The organism is Microbulbifer maximicatervae (SeqCode) (assembly GCF_052468095.1).
Genome location: NZ_CP174332.1, coordinates 3,891,357 through 3,913,121, shown reverse-complemented (window position 1 = coordinate 3,913,121; position 21,765 = coordinate 3,891,357). Strand labels below are relative to the sequence as shown.

16 protein-coding genes are annotated in these 21,765 nt (G+C 46.2%); 9 read left to right on the top strand and 7 right to left on the bottom strand.

The genetic code is table 11. From position 1 onward, the window contains the following. Nucleotides 1–7: 7 nt before the first annotated feature. Complete coding sequence (locus ACJJIL_RS17170; protein WP_413664571.1) at nt 8–796, bottom strand: class I SAM-dependent methyltransferase; 789 nt, start codon at nt 794–796, stop codon at nt 8–10. Nucleotides 797–970: 174 nt separating this feature from the next. On the opposite strand from ACJJIL_RS17170, the gene ACJJIL_RS17165 reads away from it, so the two are divergent. Next, a complete protein-coding gene (locus tag ACJJIL_RS17165; protein ID WP_413664572.1) occupies nt 971–1,456 on the top strand; it encodes a GFA family protein in 486 nt (161 codons plus the stop codon). A gap of 69 nt (nt 1,457–1,525) precedes the next feature. Here the strand turns inward: ACJJIL_RS17165 and ACJJIL_RS17160 are convergent, their stop codons facing one another. Continuing rightward, nucleotides 1,526–3,154, bottom strand: a complete 1,629-nt coding sequence (locus ACJJIL_RS17160) for a di-heme oxidoredictase family protein (RefSeq protein WP_413664573.1) — start codon at nt 3,152–3,154, stop codon at nt 1,526–1,528. A gap of 1,385 nt (nt 3,155–4,539) precedes the next feature. Here ACJJIL_RS17160 and ACJJIL_RS17155 point away from each other — a divergent pair. Together ACJJIL_RS17155 and ACJJIL_RS17150 are read left to right on the top strand one after the other, a co-directional pair. Then, nucleotides 4,540–5,697: an NAD-dependent epimerase/dehydratase family protein gene (locus tag ACJJIL_RS17155; RefSeq protein WP_413664574.1), complete on the top strand. Its 1,158-nt coding sequence runs from the start codon at nt 4,540–4,542 to the stop codon at nt 5,695–5,697. 94 nt (nt 5,698–5,791) lie between these two features. After that, nucleotides 5,792–6,820, top strand: a complete 1,029-nt coding sequence (locus ACJJIL_RS17150; protein WP_444935053.1) for a glycosyltransferase family 4 protein — start codon at nt 5,792–5,794, stop codon at nt 6,818–6,820. A 31-nt stretch (nt 6,821–6,851) separates the two neighbouring features. Here the strand turns inward: ACJJIL_RS17150 and ACJJIL_RS17145 are convergent, their stop codons facing one another. Next, nucleotides 6,852–7,709, bottom strand: coding sequence for an alpha/beta hydrolase (locus tag ACJJIL_RS17145; RefSeq protein WP_445360317.1), 858 nt, complete (start codon nt 7,707–7,709; stop codon nt 6,852–6,854). Between the two features lie 134 nt (nt 7,710–7,843). Between ACJJIL_RS17145 and ACJJIL_RS17140 the strand changes: the two genes are divergently transcribed. The 6 genes from ACJJIL_RS17140 to ACJJIL_RS17115 all read left to right on the top strand — a co-directional run bounded on the left by ACJJIL_RS17140 (nt 7,844) and on the right by ACJJIL_RS17115 (nt 16,142). Continuing rightward, the gene (locus ACJJIL_RS17140; RefSeq protein WP_445360316.1) at nt 7,844–9,874 is read left to right on the top strand and encodes a protein-disulfide reductase DsbD family protein; all 2,031 of its coding nucleotides are present in this window, start codon (nt 7,844–7,846) and stop codon (nt 9,872–9,874) included. 2 nt (nt 9,875–9,876) lie between these two features. Next, on the top strand, nt 9,877–10,503 hold the full coding sequence (locus tag ACJJIL_RS17135; RefSeq protein WP_445360315.1) for a thioredoxin family protein: 627 nt from the start codon (nt 9,877–9,879) through the stop codon (nt 10,501–10,503). Nucleotides 10,504–10,518: 15 nt separating this feature from the next. Next, a complete protein-coding gene (locus tag ACJJIL_RS17130; RefSeq protein ID WP_445360314.1) occupies nt 10,519–11,022 on the top strand; it encodes a protein disulfide oxidoreductase in 504 nt (167 codons plus the stop codon). 166 nt (nt 11,023–11,188) lie between these two features. Next, on the top strand, nt 11,189–12,010 hold the full coding sequence (locus ACJJIL_RS17125; protein ID WP_282934039.1) for an MBL fold metallo-hydrolase: 822 nt from the start codon (nt 11,189–11,191) through the stop codon (nt 12,008–12,010). A gap of 181 nt (nt 12,011–12,191) precedes the next feature. Continuing rightward, nucleotides 12,192–12,899 (top strand): aspartate/glutamate racemase family protein, encoded by a 708-nt coding sequence (locus ACJJIL_RS17120; protein WP_445360313.1) that lies wholly within the window; start codon nt 12,192–12,194, stop codon nt 12,897–12,899. Nucleotides 12,900–13,664: 765 nt separating this feature from the next. Beyond that, nucleotides 13,665–16,142: a TonB-dependent receptor plug domain-containing protein gene (locus tag ACJJIL_RS17115; protein WP_445360312.1), complete on the top strand. Its 2,478-nt coding sequence runs from the start codon at nt 13,665–13,667 to the stop codon at nt 16,140–16,142. 115 nt (nt 16,143–16,257) lie between these two features. Here ACJJIL_RS17115 and ACJJIL_RS17110 read toward each other — a convergent pair whose 3' ends face one another. From ACJJIL_RS17110 to nuoL, 4 genes are all read right to left on the bottom strand, one after another. After that, on the bottom strand, nt 16,258–16,716 hold the full coding sequence (locus tag ACJJIL_RS17110; protein ID WP_282934036.1) for a hypothetical protein: 459 nt from the start codon (nt 16,714–16,716) through the stop codon (nt 16,258–16,260). A 73-nt stretch (nt 16,717–16,789) separates the two neighbouring features. Beyond that, a complete protein-coding gene (locus tag ACJJIL_RS17105; protein WP_413664582.1) occupies nt 16,790–18,334 on the bottom strand; it encodes an NADH-quinone oxidoreductase subunit N in 1,545 nt (514 codons plus the stop codon). Then, nucleotides 18,331–19,929 carry an NADH-quinone oxidoreductase subunit M gene (nuoM, locus tag ACJJIL_RS17100; protein WP_445360311.1) on the bottom strand — a complete coding sequence of 533 codons (1,599 nt, stop codon included), beginning with the start codon at nt 19,927–19,929 and terminating at the stop codon, nt 18,331–18,333. The genes ACJJIL_RS17105 and nuoM overlap by 4 nt, the downstream gene beginning before the upstream one ends. Further along, a complete protein-coding gene (nuoL, locus tag ACJJIL_RS17095; protein ID WP_445360310.1) occupies nt 19,926–21,764 on the bottom strand; it encodes an NADH-quinone oxidoreductase subunit L in 1,839 nt (612 codons plus the stop codon). The genes nuoM and nuoL overlap by 4 nt, the downstream gene beginning before the upstream one ends. Nucleotide 21,765 lies beyond the last annotated feature (1 nt).

The following is a 21,765-nucleotide window of genomic DNA, read 5'->3' as shown; positions in this document are numbered from 1 at the left end:
ATAGAGGCTATTTCTCTGCTTCAATAATAAATCGTTTGATTCTTACCCCAGCATCCTTTCGCATTTCCGGGTGGATTTTCTTATAGTATTTGTTCATTACCTGGTCGGCAAACTGCTCTCTTTCTGGGTGGCCTAGATGACGGAACTGGGGAACCCATGATAGAAAGAAGGTAGTGAGCTTTTCCCAGGTTTGAAAATTTTCCACATGATAGATTTCATCGAATCTTGGTAAGTAGAAGCCTGCTTCTTCGGCATAGTTCCGCATTTCTTCTAGCGTATAGTGATTATAAGGATCGTAAAAACTTTCAAAATAGGGTTTCCATGTAGCTGTTTCCTGTTCCTCGTATACGGTCTCCCAGAAATTTTCATGATCAACCTGAAAACCACAAACTACTTTACCGTTAACTTTTAAATATTTATAAAAACTATTCCAGACTTGAGCTTGGTCCGCTACCCAGTGTAAACAACTAAAAGAAAAAATAATGTCGAATTTGCAGTCGAACTGGATTTCGTCTGCGCTCATTTGCTCGAAGGATAGGTTGGGTATATTGGCGTAATTTTTATTAGCATAACAAATCATATCCTCGGTTAGATCAATACCGATAATCCTGCCATTTGTCATACGCTCAGCTAAATAGCGGGTTACCTTGCCATCGCCACAACCCACATCAAGAATAGTGGCAGCTTGGCGATAATCGCAGCGATGTATGGCTTCCATAGCGTGGCGCCACTGCATGTCAGAGGCGTTTACGTACTCTTGAGCCTGCCACTTATCATGCCTGATAGGTTCATTCATTGGTGTGACGCCCTGAGTCTCATTGGGGATGGGTGAATCAGTTTAGCCCGGATACACTTATGATCTGTGTAGCAATTTCAGTCATCGATAAATTTGGCACAAGAAACTGTGCAGTTCGTAAAACCGTCATTCTGACCACCTGCGGAACGAAAGGTAAAAGTCTGGAAAAGTACTGTGAAACTCAAAGGATCTTGCCACTGCCAATCGGTTAAGTTCAGTCTGAACTCCCGGCAACCTTATCCCTTCAACCGTTGTTACTGCTCAATATGCAGAAAAACTGCTGGAGGAGGGGGCTTTGCTATTAACCTGGGGGCAGATTTCCAAACCCTGAAAGTGGAGGGCGAGGAGTTTTTGAGTGTCTATCAGGCTGAAACTGGGATTCGGAGTCGGGAAAGTAGCGGGAAGAGTCCGGCACAGCGACATTTTTGTTCAAAGTGTGGCAGTGCGTTATGGCTTTGGGACCCGCGCTGGCCAGAACTGGTACACCCCTTCGCTTCTGCGATTGATTCTGAGTTGCCGGTACCGCCAGTGCGTAGCCACATGATGCTGGATTATGCTCCGAGTTGGGTGCAGCCAGATATACGGGAAGGGGACGAAATGTTTGGAAGCTACCCTGAAGAGTCCCTGGCTGAATGGCACCAGCGAAATGTTCCCGATTAGGGAGGGATAAAGAGAGGCGGGGCGAGCCTGTGGCCGCCCCGCTTCAGGTTTATAGAGTTAACCTTGCGTTTATTCTTCCGCGAGATAGAGCACCAGGTTATCCAGGAAGTTGACCAGGTCTGCCTTTTCAGTGTCACTCAGCGCATCAAACTGTTCCTTGCTGGATTCAGCTTCACCACCGTGATAGACAATCGCCTCAGTCATAGTGGTGGCGCGGCCATCGTGTAAGTAAGGTGGTGTTGAGCCAACGCCCCAGAGGTTTTCTGTAAGGAATACTGAGGCTCCCACATTGCCTTCATCAATTTCCTCGGCCATGGCTGTTCCCATATCGTGACGCTTAAGGTCACCATATAGGCGGACTATAGCCCCGCCATTTTCCGATTCCTCAAATTGCCCCAGCGTTTGTCCAGAAGGAAGCTCCTGAGGGTTATCCATGATCTCTGTGAGCAAGTTAAATTGCAGGGATTGGCTGGGTAGGCCGGCTATATCGCCTGCGGGATAAGTTTCATCGCGGTAGCTAGCGTGCTGAGAGGGCTCATAGAATACCGGCGATGCAACTTCCATCTCGGGGGAGTGGCAAGAGGCACAGCCAATGGAGCTAAATAGCTCTTCGCCATTTTCGATACTGGCAATTTCCTCATTGCTTAAGGGTAGGCCGTATGTCTCCTGCTCCTCTTCCGTTAGGGAGTCGATTACGCTGTTAAGCTCGATTTTTGTTACCGGACGGGGTTGCGCTGCGTTGTAGATAGTTAACGCGGTGATGTCACCAACACTGAGTTCGTTAGTGATCGAATCAAAGTCACTGTCCGCATCACCGACCAGTTCAGTGGCCTGCATGCCCAATTCCTGGTGTGCCGCGCCACGAACGAATGCGCGTACAAATCCGGTTAGGCCTTTCCACTCAAAGGGTCTGACTACCAGGTCAGTATCGAGACCTTCAACGTTATCGTAGTTGACCTCATCACAGGAGACGGAGATCTCACCAAAGCTAACGCCTTTTGCGGTTAGTGCGACAGTCGTATCTGTGCCGGATGAGCAGCTCTCACTGATAGCCTCATCCCGCAGAGTGTGCAGTTGGGTAGTCATTTCTTCTGCTACCAACTGTACAGCCCCCATACCGAACAAGTGGGGCGACTGACGTTCGATAAATCCTCTTTGCTTGCGCTCAGGATCCATGCGAATCACATTATCGTTAACACCACCACCGCCATCGGCCACGGGTACGTTGTGACAACTGATACAGGAGTCACCGTTGGGGCCTGTCGTACGGTGGGGCAAGACATTTGCCCATGCATTTGGCCCTTTCAAGTCGGGTCGAGGGAAGCTGGTGAATCTTTTGCCGTTGCCTACATTTACGCCGACCCCGTCGAGAGCGTTGTAATTCATCTCGAATAATTCATCGCCCTCCTCAAAAGCGTGAACATAGGCTTCCAAGGTATCCATGGATTCGAGATCAGATTGCTCTAAATGTCCACCCAGGTGAATTTCAATTGCCCCAGCATGCAATATCTGTACGGTATCAAAGACCTCACTAAAATCGAAAGGAGTGGTCCTTTGCTGTCTTTGGTTTTTTCTTGCGTGCTTGGGAACTCGGTTTTTATCGTGCTTGGAACCAAAGTCGGCAAGCGCTGGAGTGGCATTAAATGTTAAAGCCGATATTGCCATAGCGACAGGCAACAGGTGTTTTTTAAGTATCATCAGCTATATCTCCGGGTACTGATATTGAGCGGACGTAAGGTGAGTTCTTCTACGAAAATGCACTCGATGCGGAGACACTCGACCACTTTTCTTTTAAGCACCATTCCCCAAAAAACTGATTATCAGTTGTGCTACAAGGAAAAATTGATAGAGATTTTGGTAGTAACATTTTTATCTCGCAAAGTGCATCCAGTGAAGGTTTAACAGCATCCTTGCAAGCTTCTTATAGGTAGAACTGTGCCTGTTCTGCCACTTATGGCAGGCGTCAAGACCACGGGAGATACAGTATTGCGATAGCAGACTTTAAAGCTCAGATTAACTGACCTAAAGATCTAAAATGCGATCCCGATTGTGTCGATTTTGCCCATAACCTACCGCGCTAGAGTACGCGGCTATGTTTTTGTTTTTCGGCTTTTTTAGTTGCCGTTTGTGATAGAGAAGTTCCTTAGAAAAAGCAGGTATTTGCATGTTTACCTTTCGGTGACAGGGTTTCCTGCTTCACGGAAATTCCCTGTTCCCGGTGGTTGTGACATTAGATTTAGGAAAAAGTGCTGGTTATTATTGTTGCTGAAGGCGATGAGTATTTTGAAGAACTTGTAGTTGCTTTCGGTTCAAAGTGAATCTCCCAATTGTGAATCCGTATTATCTTTCGGTGACATCTGGTTTGGAGTCTAATAAGTTATCTGCTTGTGTGCTGTAAGTGGAATTTAATATCACCGCTGTAGATGGGGTTTATAGGAGCGCTTCTTGTCCTCGGTAAGTGGTCGGTTTTTTATACCAGATTAAATTTTAGCATGTGATTTTGAGTGTAGATAAAGAGATGAAGGGAACTTGGTCGCTGTCTCACTTACATAAAGACGCTTTTGGGCATGAGCCAATAATGTAATTCGTATAACTGTCAAAAAAGTTTAGTTTTATTGAAAACACTATTGGCGTATTTTCCCTTTCTGATAGAGGGGGGCGTGACCGGTCTAAACAATGGTGTTTTCGTTTTAGAGTCTCAAGTATTTGGGCTTAAAGTAAAATTGGCGCACTATTCATTTGAATGGCGCGATAAATATCTTTGACGCCATATATTTCAATATGGAAACAATGAGATAGTTCTATTATTGCGCCCGTAGGCTAGGAAGCCCTAAACCTGCTATCAACTACAAAGCTGCTGAGAGATATTTTTAACGAGCAGTTCGTTTTTCTTAGTGGCGCACAAGAAGTTTGAGTAGTGATATGGATTGTCATGACATTGTCACAAAAAATCGAATAAGTTTGCCCGTATGGCCTCATTTAACGGTGGTTGGTACTTTTGAATGAGGTAGGTTAATTCGAAGCTGCTAAAAATATTAGTTTATTCGAATTGTATTAATTCCTAAAAAATTTTAGGGGGTCGGGTGAGAAAAGTATTGGTTTTGGGAGGTGATGGGTTTTGTGGTTGGCCTACATCTCTCCACCTTTCAGAGGCGGGTTATGAAGTTATTATTGTTGATAACTTATCACGGCGAAAAATTGATATTGAGCTTGAAGTTGATTCATTGACACCAATCAGGCATCTGTCAGAGCGGCTTCGTGTATGGCGTGAAGTTTCCGGTATGTCCATCAGGCATATTTATATTAACCTCGGACAGGATTTTGAGCGATTGGTCACTCTCTTAAAAGAGGAAAAACCAGACGCGATTGTACATTTTGCTGAACAGCGTGCTGCACCCTATTCGATGAAATCTGTCCGGCATAGACGTTATACACTTGATAATAACTTGAATGCTACCAATGATGTCCTGGCGGCTATAGTAGAAAGCGGATTGGATATACATTTGATTCACTTGGGTACTATGGGTGTCTACGGGTATGGAACATCTGGTCTCACTATTCCCGAAGGATATTTAAAAATTCAGGTAGAGACTGAAGGGTATTTGAGTGAACAGGAGATTCTTTACCCTAGTAATCCAGGTTCTATCTATCATATGACAAAGGCTCAGGAACAATTGTTATTTGCCTTCTATAACAAGAACGATCAGGTACGTGTCACTGATTTACACCAAGGGATCGTTTGGGGTACCCAGACCCGACAAACACAAAGGGATGAATCTCTGATTAATCGATTTGATTATGATGGTGATTATGGAACAGTCCTCAATCGATTCCTGATGCAAGCGGCGATTAATTACCCACTTACCGTTCATGGCACTGGCGGCCAGAAGCGGGCATTTATTCATATTCAGGATACCTGTCAATGTATTCAGTTAGCTATTGAAAATCCTCCAGAGATAGGCGATAGAGTCAAAATTCTGAATCAAATGACAGAGACGCATCGTATCAGGGATCTAGCAAATTTAATCTCCAACAAGACAGGGGTGGGAATTGCCTACTTGGACAACCCCAGAAAAGAGTCAGCAGAAAATGATTTGTTGGTAAATAATGACCAGCTTATCGAGATGGGGCTCAAGCCTATAACTCTGAATGATAATCTTCTCACTGAAGTTGAGGGTATTGCCAAAAAATATTCACATCGATGTGACCAAGCTAAAATCCCTTGTGTGTCGAAGTGGTGATTTTTTTTTATACTTCAATGGTCCTGGTTTTATATGAAATCAAGGCTGCCTGTGGAAGGTGAGGTTTAATGTCTATAGCTGAAGAGTGCAAAATATGAAGATTTTGATTGCTACGGATACTTATCCGGAGCAACTAAATGGTGTTTCCAGAGTACTGGAAAAAACTGAGAAAGAACTCATAGCAAGGGGGCACCAAGTAAAAATTGTTTCTGCTACTGATTTTACTAATTTCCCCTGGCCGGGCTATAAAGAAGTGAAAATTGCAGTATTTCCTGGTGGGAAAGCTGCCCGAATTATTGAGGATTTTTCACCGGACGCTATTCACATTATGAGTGAAGGTCCTGTGGGGTGGGCTGTTCGTGGCTACTGCAAGCGAAATAATTTGCGTTTTACGACATCTTGGCTGTCCCGTCTCTCTGAATATGTATCGATTCGCTATAAAGTTCCACTGAAGTGGTTACACGGTCTCCTTCGTCGCTTTCATAATTCCGCAGCACAAACAATGGTGACTACAGATGGTATGGCAGCGGAAGCTCGAACCTTGGGGATTGCCCGTGTCACCCGCTGGCGAAGAGGCGTAGAGTTAGAAAAATTCCACCCGGTTGAGACAAAACTTTTTGAGAGCCTAACTCGACCTATCATGCTCAATGTAGGGCGTGTTGCAGTGGAAAAATCGCTGGATAAGTTTTTATCTCTTGAGTTACCGGGAACAAAAGTTATCGTGGGGGATGGTCCTCAACTCAATGAATTAAAGAGGAAGTTTCCACAGGCGGTATATCTGGGAATTAAAGAGGGTAAGGACTTAACTGAATGCTACAGCGCTGCAGATGTTTTTGTATTTCCTTCGGTAACTGACACTTTTGGTCTGGTTAATCTTGAGTCTTTAGCCTGTGGTTTGCCCGTTGCCGCCTACCCTGTGACAGGTCCGAAAGATATCATTGGTGATGCCCCCGTTGGAGCGTTGGATAGCAATCTGCAAGTGGCCATAGAAAAGGCACTATTATTGGACCGATCGGACTGTGTTACTCATGCCAGGACCTATTCCTGGGATGTGGCCACTGAGGATTTTATTTCAAGCCTGGTTCCGGTAAGTGCAGTAGAGGCTTTGCCTGTTGATGGCTAGATAAAAGCGTTGCTCGTAAAGTTCGCAAGGCTTACTTGCGAGCTGACTTGAGCAACTCAACCCAGCAGTATTTGTTAACAAATGCATAGTGTCCCAGCTGGTGCCAGCTTTGAGTTGAGCTATTTGGCATTATACTTGAGAGATATTTTGGCATTTTAATATCAATTATATCGTCGGCATCACCATAAAATATTTTGGTGGAAGTGGTGATTTCACGAGGATCAAACCCCCAATCCCAAAGCGCCATTATCATTTCAAAAAAACCCTCCCCATGCTGCGTTGCTCCGGCAGAAAATGATTCTTCAAACATTTTCTTAAGTGCCGGGTCTCGAATAAACAGTGCGGCATCAGAGGCATCTTTCTTTGCAAAGAGCTGAATATAATCTTGTATATTACTATTGGCTTGGTATGCACTTAATCGGCACAGACAACGAGTAAGAAATTGCCAACGATGGATCTTTGCGATAAGTCTGATATCCGGGTTTTTTAGCAGGTCAGTCATTCCTGGGTAGTCCAGTGGCGCAACTGGGGCTGCAAGGGCAATTTTAGAGACTCTGTGGGGAAGTTTGTTAGCGATAGAAAGTGCATGAGGGGCACCACCTGAATGGCCGACTACCGAAAATGTCTCGATATTTAGACGATTAACCAGTTCTTCGATATCCGACCCCCAATCAACCATTCGCCGGCCTCTATGGGGAGATGATCCCCCCACACCAGGTTGATCTACAGAGATGATTCTTACGCCAAGAGATACGGTAAGGTCCTTATCAGGATTACGAATTAGTCGCGAATCTGAGAAGCCATGATTGAAAAGCACAGGCCAGCCATTTGGATCACCATAGTCATCATAAGTAAGGATACGGCCGTCACTTATCTGCAAGGCAGGCATTCTGGGCGCTTCTTTAGGTTAGGTATGATCGGAGTATAGTGAGACTTCGTTTTGTGATGGGGGAGGCCAATGTTGTAACTTGTATCTGACCCAAAGGGGAAGTACCAGTTGATTAGGCGAGAAGGAGAATCACATTGAAAATAAAGACCACGCTGATCAACATCTGCTGTTTGACGTTACTGTTGGTTGCGGGTCTCCCTGTAGCACAGGAGACGGCATCTGGTGATCATGTCAAGGTGCGTTGGCTGGCACCTGATACATTTCGCCAAGGAATGCGAGAGACGGTTGGATTCTACTTTGAGGTAGATCTTGGATGGCATGTGTATTGGCGTAATGCTGGAGATTCAGGGGCGGCTCCACGGTTTGATATGGAGGCTCAGGGTGCTTTATTAGGGCCGATCGAATGGCCATTCCCAACGCGCCTCCGGGTAGAGCATCTTACTAACCTGGGGTACTCCGGGAATGTTGCCTACCTGTTCCAGCTCCTCCCAGATAAGCGCACGCAAGAGGTTACCCTGCATGCGGACCTGGAGTGGTTGGTTTGTAAAGTGGATTGCATACCGGGCTTTGCCACTATGAGCCTTGTACGGCCGGTTGCAGAGCAGGCGGCTTGGCCAGCTACAGATCTGGCGTTAAGGAATTACTTTGCCAACAGGCTTCCAGGGGGAGAAAGTGAGAGCCCGTGGCAACCAGTATCCATTTCAGCGCGAGGTAGTGAGCATATTACTTTGCAGCTCAGTGGGAATCGTAGCGATGAAATACCTAGTATTTTCCCCGTAAATGGTGACTTGTACTCTGCGTCTGAGCCAGAAGTTCAGCGCAAAGATGAAACTCTCCTCTATAAGTTCAAGCGTCTGCCAGGCTCTGAGATTATTGAAAGCAGCGATTTTGTGATTACAGACTCGGACCGGGCCTGGAAAGTCTCTGCCCCCCTCTTATCCCAAGTGGAAATTGAGAAGAGCGCGACCTCTATATGGCTTTTACTTCTGTTAGCATTTATTGCCGGTCTCCTATTGAATCTGATGCCCTGTGTTTTCCCGGTGCTGTCCATCAAGCTATTTGGACTGATTAACGGTGGTAATCGCCCAACCGAACGTTTGCGTGAATCTTTCCTATATAGCGCCGGTATTATGGTGACTTTTCTTGCCCTGGGGCTTGCTTTATTGGCGCTACGCTGGGGAGGGTTGGCCGTTGGCTGGGGTTTTCAACTTCAGTCACCGGTTGTGGTAATTGGGTTAATTATGCTCTTCTGGCTGATGGCCTTATCCTTTAGCGGCTTTTTTGAGTTTGGGCACCGATTAATGGGGCTTGCTAGCTCCAGTAGCCGTGGCTCCTTTACCACCGGTGTTTTAGCTGTCTTTGTTGCGGCCCCCTGTACCGGTCCATTTATGGGAGCAGCTCTGGGAGCAGCGGTGGTGATTCCTCCACTTCAGGCTCTACTCATCTTCTTATGCCTCGGTTTAGGGCTCGCTGTGCCATTTATTTTGATGTGTGCAAGTCCTGTAATACTGAGGCATCTGCCAGCTCCAGGTCCATGGATGGAGAAGTTGCGTCAGTTTCTGGCATTTCCGCTTTACGCAACGGTGATATGGCTACTATGGGTTTTAGGGCGCCTAGCTGGGGACTCTGGTTGGTTGGCCGGTTTAAGCCTGTTGCTCGTTGTTACTCTTGCAATCTGGCTAGTAAAAAATTTTTCCAAAAAGGGGGGAGCAGCGGGTCTGATTTGTGTCGCTGCTATTTTGCTAATATCTCTATCGGCAATCCGTATGGAGGGTGGTGAGCAACCTGCAGAAATGGCGTATGACTGGCATCGTTATGACAAGGCACTTTTGACGGAAGCCTTGGATAATGGGCGCCCTGTATTTATTGACTATACCGCAGCCTGGTGTATTACCTGCCAGGTAAATAAAAAGCTGGTGCTTGATACCCCAAGTGTACAAGCATTATTTAAAAAGAATAACGTGCTTCTAATTCGGGCCGACTGGACGCGTTATAACCCTGAAATTACCCAAGCTTTGCAGGATTTAGGGAGGAACTCTGTACCTGTATATGCATGGTATCCTGCAGGAGAGAAAAAACCAGAGTTACTTCCACCACTGCTGCAAGAGTCTTTAATTGCAGCACTGTTTAGTAAGCACTTAACTGTTAATAGTGAGGATGGTTAATTATGAAATTATTTTTCAACGTGAATAATTCGATACTTAAAGGAATTTTGCTTTTATTCCTGCTGTTGCCGAGTGTTGTGTTGGCAGCAGCCGTTCCTGGACAAAAAGCGCCAGAATTCTCAGTAGTGGATGCTGCTGGAAAAACTCACAATCTCTCCGATTACACAGGCCAATGGTTGGTTATTGAATGGTTTAATAAAGATTGCCCCTATGTCAGGAAACACTATGGCAGTGGTAATATGCAGTCCCTTCAAAAAAGGTATACAGCACAGAAAGTAAATTGGCTCACGGTTATTTCTTCAGCTAAAGGAAAGCAGGGCTATTTGGAGCCAGAGCAGGCTATGGCAGTTGCACAGAGTCATAACCTCGGTGCAAGCGTACCCTTCTTGCTGGATACCTCTGGAGTTATGGGGCGCGCTTATGGGGCTAAAACTACTCCGCATATGTTTATCATTAATCCTCAGGGGGAAGTCGTATATGCTGGAGCCATTGATGATAATGACTCAGCCAATCCTGCGGTTATAGGCAGTTCACACAATTATGTTTCTGCTGCACTGGATGCTTCACTGAAGGGACTGGCTGTGCCCAAGTCTTCATCGCGGGCTTATGGGTGTAGTGTGAAGTACTAAAGGAGTTTATTTGGGGTGGAAAAAGCTCGTTATAGCTACCTGGTTCAGGCGTTGATATTTATCACCTTGGCGGTACTAATGGTTACTGCCGTGGGTTATTTCCACCAAAGAGATATCCCTGAGAACCAGGCCCCTCAGTTAGAGGGGCAATCGCTGCAGGGAAATCTAATTGATTTAAAACAGATGTATCCCAAAGGGCCAGTATTAATTTACTTTTGGGCAACCTGGTGCCCCTATTGCCGGATAGTTTCCCCCGCTGTGACTGACCTGTCTCGGGATTACCAGGTTGTTGGTGTTGCGATGCAGTCTGGAACAGAAGAGGTGGTTACCGAATACATGCGGAATCACGAACTTGCTTTTCCTTCTCTAAATGATCCACATGGCGTTTTAAGCGCCCAATGGGGCGTGAAAGTGACGCCAACCTTGCTGATTGTCGATACTGACGGGCGTGTTGCCTGGGTCACCACTGGCGCCACATCCAAGTTGGGTCTGCAGCTGCGCTTAAAGATGACAAAGTAGTCTGTCACTATTAAGGTCACTGCGTCGTATTTAAGCTTATATCAAACTCTCTTTCCCTGAGCCTGGGATGGTTGGAGTTAAAATTTCCTAATTGCCGGGGAGGGCTGCCCTTATAGATATGCTTCTATAATTCCTTAAAGGTCTGTCTCTTGCGCTGGAGAGTGGCGTGTCGGTTATTGATTCTTTTGACTATCAAGATCTGGATGCGCAAAGGGTCGGCCGTTTCGACTTTGGTATCAATACAACGTTTATTGTATATCGGTTGGGTGACACTATTATCGATGCCGGCCCCAGTAACCAGTGGAAATACGTCAAGTGGTTTGTAAAAAATAAACCTTTTCGGCAATTAGTCCTCACCCATCACCACGAAGATCATAGTGGTAACGCCGGCGCAATTTATAAGCTTACTGGTATACAGCCAAGAGCCCCTAAGGCGACAGTAGAGATATTAAAGAGAGGTTTTCGGATACCGCCAATACAGATGCTGATTTGGGGGAGGGCCGGGCGTGCGGAAGCTGCGCCACTACCGGAAGATTTAAGGTTCTCCGGCGAAAAGGTAGTTGTTATCCCCGCACCAGGGCATGCCAAAGACATGACCTGTTATCTGGTTCAGGATCGAGGGTGGATATTCACTGCTGATCTGTATGTAGCTAGTAAGTTAAAGCTATTGCGTAAAGATGAAAGTATTCCAACTTTAATGCACAGTATCAAAAAAGTGCTCACCTATGATTTTGATATTATATTTTGTCCTCATAGAGGGATTGTAGAAAAAGGAAAAATCCGCTTACAAGCCAAGTATGATTATTTGTTAAATCTTGCAACTGAAGCACGGGAATTGGACCGGCAAGGATTGCCTCTTGGTGAGATTACCCACCGGCTATTGGGAAGGGAAAACTTGATGAGTGTCGTGTCCGGTTACAACTTCAGTAAGAGAAACTTAATAGCTTCCTGTATGCGGGTTGATCCTACAGAAGTGTCTGATTATTGATCTTTCACTAAGAATAAGAAAAGTATTAAATCTCGTCCGTATGTAATTTATAAGTGAGTACCGATTTTATATAAATTGGTACTTTTAATTAAGTTGTCGCTATTCCTGAATGCCCTCAATTTACAATCAGTCTTTCGACTCTCTCATGTTAGTATTTGCAACATGTATTAAGGGATATTAGATGAGCTCAAAGATGAAGAAGATTGGCCTTTTAGGTGGAATGAGTTGGGAGAGTACAGCAATTTATTATCGCCTGATTAATGAAGGAATTGCTCAAAGGTTAGGAGGGCTGCACTCGGCTGAAATTCTACTTTATAGCGTCGATTTTGAAAAAATTGCACGGTTACAAATGAAGGGTGATTGGGCTCAGGCAAGTAAGCTATTGGTTGAGGCGGCAATATGCCTGGAAAAAGCTGGTGCTGAGGGCATTTTATTGTGCACTAATACTATGCATAAAGTAGCTGGAGATATTATCGAGACTATTGATGTACCTTTTTTACATATCGGTGATGCTACAGCTGAAGCACTTAAGAACAAAGGGATAAAGACAGTCGGTTTGTTGGCGACAGCTTTTACTATGGAGCAAGATTTCTATCGTGGCTACATGCAGGAAAAGTATGGGATTGAGGTTTTGATTCCGGAGCCCAGCGATAGGGAGATAGTCCACCGGGTTATTTACGAAGAGCTTTGTAAGGGGAGAGTCCTTAACAGTTCAAAAATGGAATTTATTCGTATTGTGGATTTGCTATCCAATCAAGGTGCCGAAGGTGTGATCCTAGGGTGTACAGAGATTTGCATGTTACTTTCGCAAGATGATACCTCTACTCCCCTGATGAACTCCACAGAGATTCACGCTCAAGCCGCAGTAAAGTTCGCACTTGATTGTTGAATAGTGTTGCTAGGTTTACTTAGAGATATCTTTGTCAACCAAAAGTTAGACTGACGCTCCACTGTGACGTTTATTAAAGCCACTCTACTAGCTTCGAAGTGTGCCAGTGGGTGGTTTTTTTATAACACAAATCCACTCTTGTTAGGCTTGCTTGTCTCATATTCATTAGTTTTTTAGTATTAATCTCTTTTGTTAAGTGGGTTTTCTGTGGATGTTTGTCTGTGAGTTAGAGCTGACAAGATAAAATATCTTCACAGTATTTGTTTGTGGAGATGATATTTATCATGTTTATTGCAGTAGGTTAAGGTTATTTTTTTACCCCAAATCATCAAATAAGTTTCATTTGTCCTCTGTAGAAGTTATTATTTGGGATATACCCTGCTTGTTCATGAGCGCTCTATTTGGCTTCCCCTTGTACTAAAATTTAATTTAATCATCTAATTAGATTTATTTTATTTTTGGCAGTTTTGTCAGTATCTACATTTTTAGTCGTTCTTAATTTTTAAATTGCCTTTTTTGCTCTTGCAAATTGTAGTTTTTCTGGCATTTTCTCTGGTTGTCACACTTCTTGCAGTGAATGTATTGGTGGTAACCGCCCTCTGCATAAGCGAGCTTTCAAGTGCGTATAAAATTATTATTGATCTCCTGGAGCACTACCTTAATTAGCCAATTTATTTTGCTTTAACGCACAAGTTGGTTTAAGTGAAAGCTGGTTGATTTGGCTCGGAAGAAAATAAGAGATAACTAAAACAGGGTATTTCTCCTATGAATGAAAAAAAGAAGCGCTGGCTTACAGCCTTTGGCGCTCCCTCTCTGCTGGCAGCTTCGATTGCTGCACTAAGCAGTCCCACTTTTGCTGAAGATGCACTCCTTGAGGAAGTGATAACAATCGGTACCCGTGTTGAAGGGCGTTCCGCTACAGATTCCTCCGCTCCCATCGATATCGTGACCGGAGAAGAATTTGTAAACCAGGGTGATGGAGATCTCAGTAACCTGCTTAGAAACGTTGTTCCATCCTACAACGTTAATGCAAAGCCAATTTCTGATGCTGCCTCAATCGTTCGCCCTGCAAACCTGCGTGGACTGCCACCCGATAGCACACTGGTTCTGGTAAATGGTAAGCGTCGCCATCGCGCTGCCGTCATTTCCTTCCTCGGAAGTGGTGTTTCAGATGGTGCCCAGGGGCCAGATATCTCTGCAATTCCGGCGATTGCTCTGAAACAGGTTGAGGTCCTGCGTGACGGTGCCGCAGCCCAATATGGCTCCGATGCGATTGCCGGCGTTATCAACTTTCAGTTAAAGGATGCAGCTGAGGGCGGCACGGTTGAAGCCAAGTATGCTACTACCGCTGAAGGTGATGGTGATCAGAGTACGATAGCGGCGAATTTTGGCCTGCCTCTGACAGACTCTGGTTTTGTGAATGTCAGCCTTGAGTATCGTGAGCAGGATTCTACCAGCCGCAGTGTGCAGCGGGATGATGCAGCCCAGTTGATCGCCGATGGCAATACCTATGTTGCCAATCCTGCGCAGATCTGGGGCCAGCCAGAAGTTAATGACGACACCAAGTTCTTTGTTAACAGTGCCATAGAGCTAAATGATACTGCTGAGCTGTATGCCTTTGGTAACTATGCCAGCCGCGAAACAGATGGGGGCTTTTACTTCCGGAACCCGGAAACTCGTCCCGGCGTTTATGCGCTTGATGATGAGCCCTTAATTGGTGATCTGGATGCTAGCAATGGTATCTATGATTGTATTGGCATGACCCATGAGGAAGCACAGTCTAGTGATGAGTGCTTCTCATACACCGAAATGTTCCCAGGCGGATTTACTCCGCGCTTTGGCGGTGAGCTAGAGGACTACTCAGCAGTATTTGGTGTTCGTGGTGAATTTGCAAATGGCATTGGCTACGATGTAAGTGCCAGTACCGGTCACAACGAAGTAGACTTTTTAATCTACAACACCGTCAATGCCACGCTCGGACCTGACAGCCCGACCAGATTTAGCCCTGGTGGTTATATACAGGAAGAAAACAACTTCAATATCGATTTGACTAAGAGCATTGAACTTGCCGGAATGCCTCTGTTCATGGCCACGGGCTTTGAATGGCGTGAAGAAGAGTTTGAGGTCAAACAGGGTGATACTGCCTCCTGGCAAGTTGGTGATCTGGCAGAGCAGGGTTTCCTGATTGGTTCGAATGGATTCTCTGGTTTTGGTCCTGAGGTTGTAGGCACATTTGACCGGGATAATATTGCACTTTACACCGACTTCGAACTCGAAGTCGTCGAAGCTCTTCGATTAGGTGCGGCACTGCGTTGGGAAGACTTCTCTGATTTCGGAGATACTTCCAATTTCAAATTGTCAGCCCACTATACAATCAACGATGTGATTGCCCTGCGCTCTACGCTGAGCACCGGTTTCCGTGCTCCGACACCAGGTCAGTCCAACATTACCAATGTCACTACGGCTTATACCAATGGCGCATTGGCTAACCGGGGAACTATACCGGCAACCAACCCCATTGCTGTATTGAAAGGCGGTAAGCAGCTGCAGCCAGAGGAGTCTCAGAGCTTTACTTTCGGTACAATTATTGCCGCAGGTGATTGGGATATTACCCTGGATTACTTCCTCATCGAGGTGACAGATCGAATCACTCAATCTGCTAACCAGGAACTGACCGATGAAGAGCGGGATCAGTTGGTTCAGGATGGCATCAGTGGTGCTGATTCCCTTGAATATTTCCGTTTCTACACCAATGACTTCGATACCCAAACCCAGGGTATCGACTTGGTGGCGACTTACCCACTCGGTGATGCAACAGATTTCAACCTGGCTTTCAACTGGACGGAAACGGAAGTTACCGATTTCAGTACGGATACCATGGATGAAATGCGTATCAGGCAGCTGGAGGACGGACTACCAGAGGTGCGTGGTAATGCATCTGTCACCCATAGTGGTGACAGCTGGCGCGGCCTAGTACGACTCAACTACTACGGTAGCTACTGGGAAGCACATTTGGACGATTACAGCTTGCCCATTGATGCCGGTGATGAGTGGACTGTGGATATTGAGGCTGCTTATGACTTCAATGATTCCATGACCTTGATCGCAGGTGCGGAAAACGTATTCAACAACTATCCAGATAAAAACCCCTGGTCCGGTGTTGCTGGAGCGGAATATCCGGAAACGGCACCTATGGGATTCAATGGAGCTCTGTACTACGTAAGAGCGCAGTATGAGTTCTAAGTAATCCCAGCTGTAGCTGGCATTTTGTAGCTGGCTAACCTGGGTATTCTTAATACCGGGTTAGCCGACTGCAGAATTATGTGACGATTAGATCCCGCTGTAAGTAGCGGGATTTTTACATATCCCACAGTGAATTTGTGGCCATAGATAAGGTAATTCTTTCCTTATCTTGTATTTGCTTTAGGTCTTCAAACACCTCTTTCACCTCCATCGACTCAATTGCACCATACACCGCCTGATAGAGTTCTGAGAAATAGCGATCTACCTCTCGTCCCATATTATTAATTTCACGAATTGTCGGTGGATCACTCAGATTGAGGCGGCGAATAAAGTCATTGGCACTTTCTTCATGGGTGTATTGCAACCATGTCTTCATCACCTTATTTTGCGCTACATCATTGTAGTTCTGCAGGTTTTTCGCCATTCTCTGCTCATGCTCAAGCATGTGTTTTAATAGCAATTGGGTTCGGTAGTCCTCTGATTTGTCCAGTAAGGTCTCGTAAACAGCTGCCATTTCCAGGTGAAATCTCTCAGCATCCTTGATGACTTCAAATGCTTGTTTGAAAGTCTTCATAGTAAGTACCCTCTGATGACCAGGCTATTGCCTGGGCTTTAAAATATTTTTACATCAGCACTCGCTCTCTACTTTATATAGCATTTATCCAGTTAATAAGGACCTGTGGAAATATTCCGAAAAAAACCAGTACGGCAGCGAGAGTTGCGATTAAAAACTGCCCTGAAGTGGTAATTTGTAACGTTTCGCTGTTACTGCTAGTGTCAATGGCATCTCTTTGTACCATCGTAAGTAGAAGACGAAGGTAATAGAAGAGGCCCAATGCACTACCAATAACCACACCAGCGAGAAGAGCCCACATTTTTCCTTCAACACCTGCGGTAAAGACGTAAAACTTCCCAATAAACCCAATAGTTAAGGGAATTCCAGCCAGAGATAACAGCATTAGAGCAAGACAGCTCGCCAGCCATGGACTACGCCAGAGTAATCCCCGGTAAAAGTCTCTGTGATAGGGATCATCTGCACTGTCGGTCACGTCACTGACATTTGTTCCATTGGTTAGTTGGGCGGCCTCCACTGAATCAGCTATCAGGCCAACAATTGCAAAGGCTCCTAGTGTAGTAATGACATAAGCGACCATGTAATAAATAACCGCCTCTGTACCAAACGCGCTATTGCCGATGATAAACGCCACAATTAAATAGCCTATATGGCCGATTGAGGAGTAGGCCAGCAGCCTTTTGATATTGTTTTGCATCAGGGCCAATAAATTTCCTATCAGCATGCTGGCTATGGCGGCGATTGTCAGTAAATCAATAAGAATAGGGCTCTGGTAGAGATTTAAGGTATTAAAGAATCGCAACAGAAAGGCAATTACGGCTGTTTTTCCCACTGTGGCGATCAACGCCGTCGTAGGCGTAGGTGCGCCCTGGAATACATCGGGTGTCCAGATATGAAATGGAACCAGTGATAACTTGAAAGCAACAGAAATGACCAGCAGAGTGGCGCCGGTTGCAAAAAGAGCAGAAGTCTGTGAAAGATCCTGTATCCGTGTAGCGATACTGCCAAAGTCCAGTGCCCCAGACGCCGCATAAATTAGTGCGATACCGAATAGCCCGAGAGCGGTAGAAAGTGCTGAAAGGATTAAGTATTTAAAGGCAGATTCCAGGGAATTTACTTGATCTTTACTTGAGGATAAATTGCCAGTAACCGCAAATCCCAACAGTGGATAAAGTGCGAGGCTAATTAATTCTATACCGAGGAAAAAGGTGGCAAAGTGGCTGGCAAATACCAGGGTGCTTGCTCCCAAAATGGCAAGTAAAAGTAGTATATAAAACTCTTCTGGATAGCTATCCGGGTTTCTATTCAGGTCACACCGAAGTTTTAAGTAGTTGTATCCCATAACGCTGACGGCTATGGCGGTAACTAATATCAGCAGACAGAAGAACAACGAGTTGTAGTCAATCGAGAGTAGGGCAGTCACTTGAATGGACCCGTTATTGCCCGATAGGCTGGCTCCAACCCAGAAACAGGCAATGATAGCGGCTACCAAGGTGATAAGAGTTGTAACCAGAGCGCCCGCATGATTTCTCCAGAAGGATACTTGGAGCAGCAAAACTACAATACCGGCACTAATCAGTAAAAGCGGTAGGATAGAAAATAGTTCTTGGGCACTCATAGAGATGTACCTGTATTAGCGCTTTTAGCAGTAGGAGAGGATAAGCTTGCTGAAGTTTCCGGCCCTGTCTTTTCTATGACGACTTCTTCATTTTCGGGGGCCTGAAATTTTTGCATTGATTTGGCAATCGTAGGCTCGGCGATATCAAAGATAGGCTGGGGGCGGAGCCCGAAGATCACGAGAAGCACCGCCAGTGAAAGAAGCGCAGAGATCTCCCTGAGGCTTAGATCACTGACAGTTTTCCCCTCTGTAGCGGGTTTCAATTTGTCATTAAACTTGCCAAAGAAGACACGTTGCATCATCAATAGTGCATAGAGTGCTGCTCCAATAAGCCCAATTGCTGCAATAACCGTTAACCAGTGATTAGCTTTAAAGCTACCAACAAGCACCAGGAATTCGGCAACAAAATTACCCAGCCCAGGCAGTCCTAGCGAGGCGATGGCAAAGAAGAGTGCAACGGCGGATAGCTTTGGCAGAAGAGGCCAGACACCGCCGAGCTGACTCATATCCCGAGTATGGAGACGATGCTGTAGTGCGCCTACTAATGCGAAGAGAGCAGCGGTACTCAAGCCGTGGGCGATCATTTGCATCACTGCGCCCTGCAGGGCGATAGTATTCAGCGCGTAGAGCCCCAATAGAACAAATCCCATATGGCTCACACTGGAATAGGCCACAAGTCTTTTCATATCCTTCTGAGCGAATGCCAGCGATGCGCCGTAGACCACACTGATGGCTCCAATGGTCATTGCAACGGGTGCAAAAGCTTGTGAACTCTCCGGGAATAAGGGCAGTGTAAAGCGTAATAAACCATAGGCTCCTGTTTTCAACAGAATCGCCGCCAGCAGAATACTGCCGGCAGTAGGGGCCTGGGTATGGGCGTCAGGTAACCAGGTATGGAAGGGCAGCGCTGGCAACTTGACGATAAAGGCAATAAAAAATCCGAGCATTAACCAATAAGCTGCTGTTGCAGACAGTTGAGCACCCAACAAATCCATATAGTTAAAGGTCAGTTGTCCGCTATTCCGATAGTGGATAAATGCCAAGGCAACGATGGCAATCAGCATTAACAAGCTGCTTGCCTGGGTGAAAATAAAGAACTTTATCGCAGCGTAGACTCTGCCCTCATAGCCCCAAACTGCAATCAACAGCAGCATGGGAATCAGCATGACTTCCCAGAAGAAAAAGAATAAAAACAGGTCGATAGCGGTAAACACACCGACAATACCGGCCAGTGTCCACAGGTAGTTAAAATAAAAGAAGCCGCGTCGGAAGGTGACATCATTCCAGGTTATTACTAACCCAAAGATCCCCATCCCCATTGTCAGTAGCAGCATAAGAAAGCTGAGTCCATCAATCGCCAGATGGAAGCTGATCCCAAACCTGGGTATCCAGGATACCAAAAGGCTATCCCACCACTGACTGCCACCTGTAACAGCTGTGGACTCTGCCTGGGGGAAATAGCTGATCAAGAGTAGGGATGCGATAATCAGGGAAACCAGGCTGATTAAGCGTCCACCCTCATAGAGATGTCTCTCTGCCAGCCAGGCTAATATTCCCCCAACAAATAAAATTATAATTATTGCCAGTAATGTCATAGAGCCACCAACAGGGCTAGGAATAAAATTGATCCGGCTACAAAGGTGGCCAGGTACCAACGTATTTGGCCGTTTTGTGAAGAGCTGAGGGCGTTATTTAAATGTGCACTCAGCGAAGCGGTACCCTTGTAGATGCTGTCGATAATATCTTTGTGGTTAAGGGCGGTGATAAATTTAAAAGGTCTTACAAAGACCCGGTCATAGACCCAGTCAAAACCCCATCCCTTAAACCAAAACTGCATTAGTGGAGAGCGCTGCTCCCCAACTTTCTTCTCGAACAGGAACATTTTCCAAGCGATAAACAGGCCGATCAGCGGCATAGCAATGGCAATGGCTTCAATGACCCAGGAGTGGTGTTCATCGGTTGGGGTGCCAAAGACTCCCTGTAGAGGTGGAGCGAGAATTCCACCAAATAGGGCAAGCACAGCGAGGAGGCCCAAGGGAAGCATCATCACCGTGTTATTGGCGTCTTTACAGTGTGAGGAGGCGCTGCCCTCACTGCCCAGAAATGCAAGAAACAGAACCCGGAAGCTATAAATCCCTGTGACCAGTGCTCCCAATAGACCGGCAAGCCAAAGCAGGTTTACTCCTTGATGATATTCATAAGCGCTGAGCAAAATATGATCTTTGCTGTAGAAGCCGGACGTAAATGGGAGCGCTGCCAGGCAGGCGCAACCGATGGTAAAGCAGATAAAGGTAAAGGGGATTTTGCGATAGAGGCCGCCCATGGCAAAGATATTCTGCTCGTGATGTACGCTCAGGATTACTGACCCTGCGGAGAGGAAGAGCAGAGCCTTGAAGAAGGCGTGGGTCATCAAATGGAAGATGGCTCCTGACCAGGCACCGACACCCAGGGCCAGGAACATATATCCAATCTGGGAGATGGTTGAATAGGCCAGGACCCGTTTGATATCACTTTGTGCGATAGCACTGAATCCGGAGATTAATAGAGTCAAAGCGCCGACAATGGCTACAGCTGTCATGGCGGTTCCAGACAGCTGATAAAGCGGGTGCATGCGGGCGATCAAGTAGACCCCGGCCGTCACCATGGTGGCAGCGTGGATAAGGGCGCTGACGGGAGTGGGGCCTGCCATCGCATCGGGGAGCCAGGTCTGGAGTGGAATCTGTGCTGACTTACCCACAGCGCCACCCAGTAACAGCAGCATAGCGATAGTGACAATTTGAGTATTGACCTCGGGATTCCCTGCCGCTGTGATGAGCTCCGGTATATTTAGTGTTGAGAACTCAAAGAACAGCAGGAACAAGCCGATCGCCATGGCGGTATCGCCGACCCGGGTGACGATAAATGCTTTCTGCGCGGCCGCGCCGTTTGCAGGGTCCTTATACCAAAAGCCAATGAGCAAGTAGGAACAAAGACCAACGCCTTCCCATCCCAGATAGAGAAGTACCAGGTTGTCCGCCATTACAAGAATTAACATGGCAGAGACAAATAGATTCAGGTAGGAAAAGTAGCGGCGGAAATCCGGATCTTCACGCATATATCCGGCTGAGTATAAGTGAATAAGGAAGCCCACTCCGGTAATGATCATCAGCATTACCAGGGTTAGCCAGTCCACATGAAAGGTGAAGCCTAGCTGGAGGTCTAATACCCGCATCCACTGCCAAATTGACAGTGTAACGACCGATTCCGGGTTGCCCAGAAAGGTGGAGAGTGCGAGGTTAAAAACCAGAATCGCTGCGATTCCCACACTGCCCACACCAATCAGGCTTACTAACTTTTGTGAGGGTTCCTTTTGTGTAAACAGTGGAATACTGATGAGGGTCAGGAAACCAAGAAAGGGAAGCAATGGTATCCAGGCTAGTGATCCGTTCATA

Bases quoted from the DNA above. Each gene is read 5' to 3' on its own strand.
- nuoL (WP_445360310.1), bottom strand. From the start codon at position 21,764: ATGAACGGATCACTAGCCTGGATACCATTGCTTCCCTTTCTTGGTTTC.
- ACJJIL_RS17150 (WP_444935053.1), top strand. From the start codon at position 5,792: ATGAAGATTTTGATTGCTACGGATACTTATCCGGAGCAACTAAATGGT.
- ACJJIL_RS17120 (WP_445360313.1), top strand. From the start codon at position 12,192: ATGAGCTCAAAGATGAAGAAGATTGGCCTTTTAGGTGGAATGAGTTGG.
- ACJJIL_RS17145 (WP_445360317.1), bottom strand. From the start codon at position 7,709: ATGCCTGCCTTGCAGATAAGTGACGGCCGTATCCTTACTTATGATGAC.
- ACJJIL_RS17105 (WP_413664582.1), bottom strand. From the start codon at position 18,334: ATGAGTGCCCAAGAACTATTTTCTATCCTACCGCTTTTACTGATTAGT.
- ACJJIL_RS17160 (WP_413664573.1), bottom strand. From the start codon at position 3,154: ATGATACTTAAAAAACACCTGTTGCCTGTCGCTATGGCAATATCGGCT.
- ACJJIL_RS17135 (WP_445360315.1), top strand. From the start codon at position 9,877: ATGAAATTATTTTTCAACGTGAATAATTCGATACTTAAAGGAATTTTG.
- ACJJIL_RS17170 (WP_413664571.1), bottom strand. From the start codon at position 796: ATGAATGAACCTATCAGGCATGATAAGTGGCAGGCTCAAGAGTACGTA.
- ACJJIL_RS17115 (WP_445360312.1), top strand. From the start codon at position 13,665: ATGAATGAAAAAAAGAAGCGCTGGCTTACAGCCTTTGGCGCTCCCTCT.
- ACJJIL_RS17110 (WP_282934036.1), bottom strand. From the start codon at position 16,716: ATGAAGACTTTCAAACAAGCATTTGAAGTCATCAAGGATGCTGAGAGA.
- nuoM (WP_445360311.1), bottom strand. From the start codon at position 19,929: ATGACATTACTGGCAATAATTATAATTTTATTTGTTGGGGGAATATTA.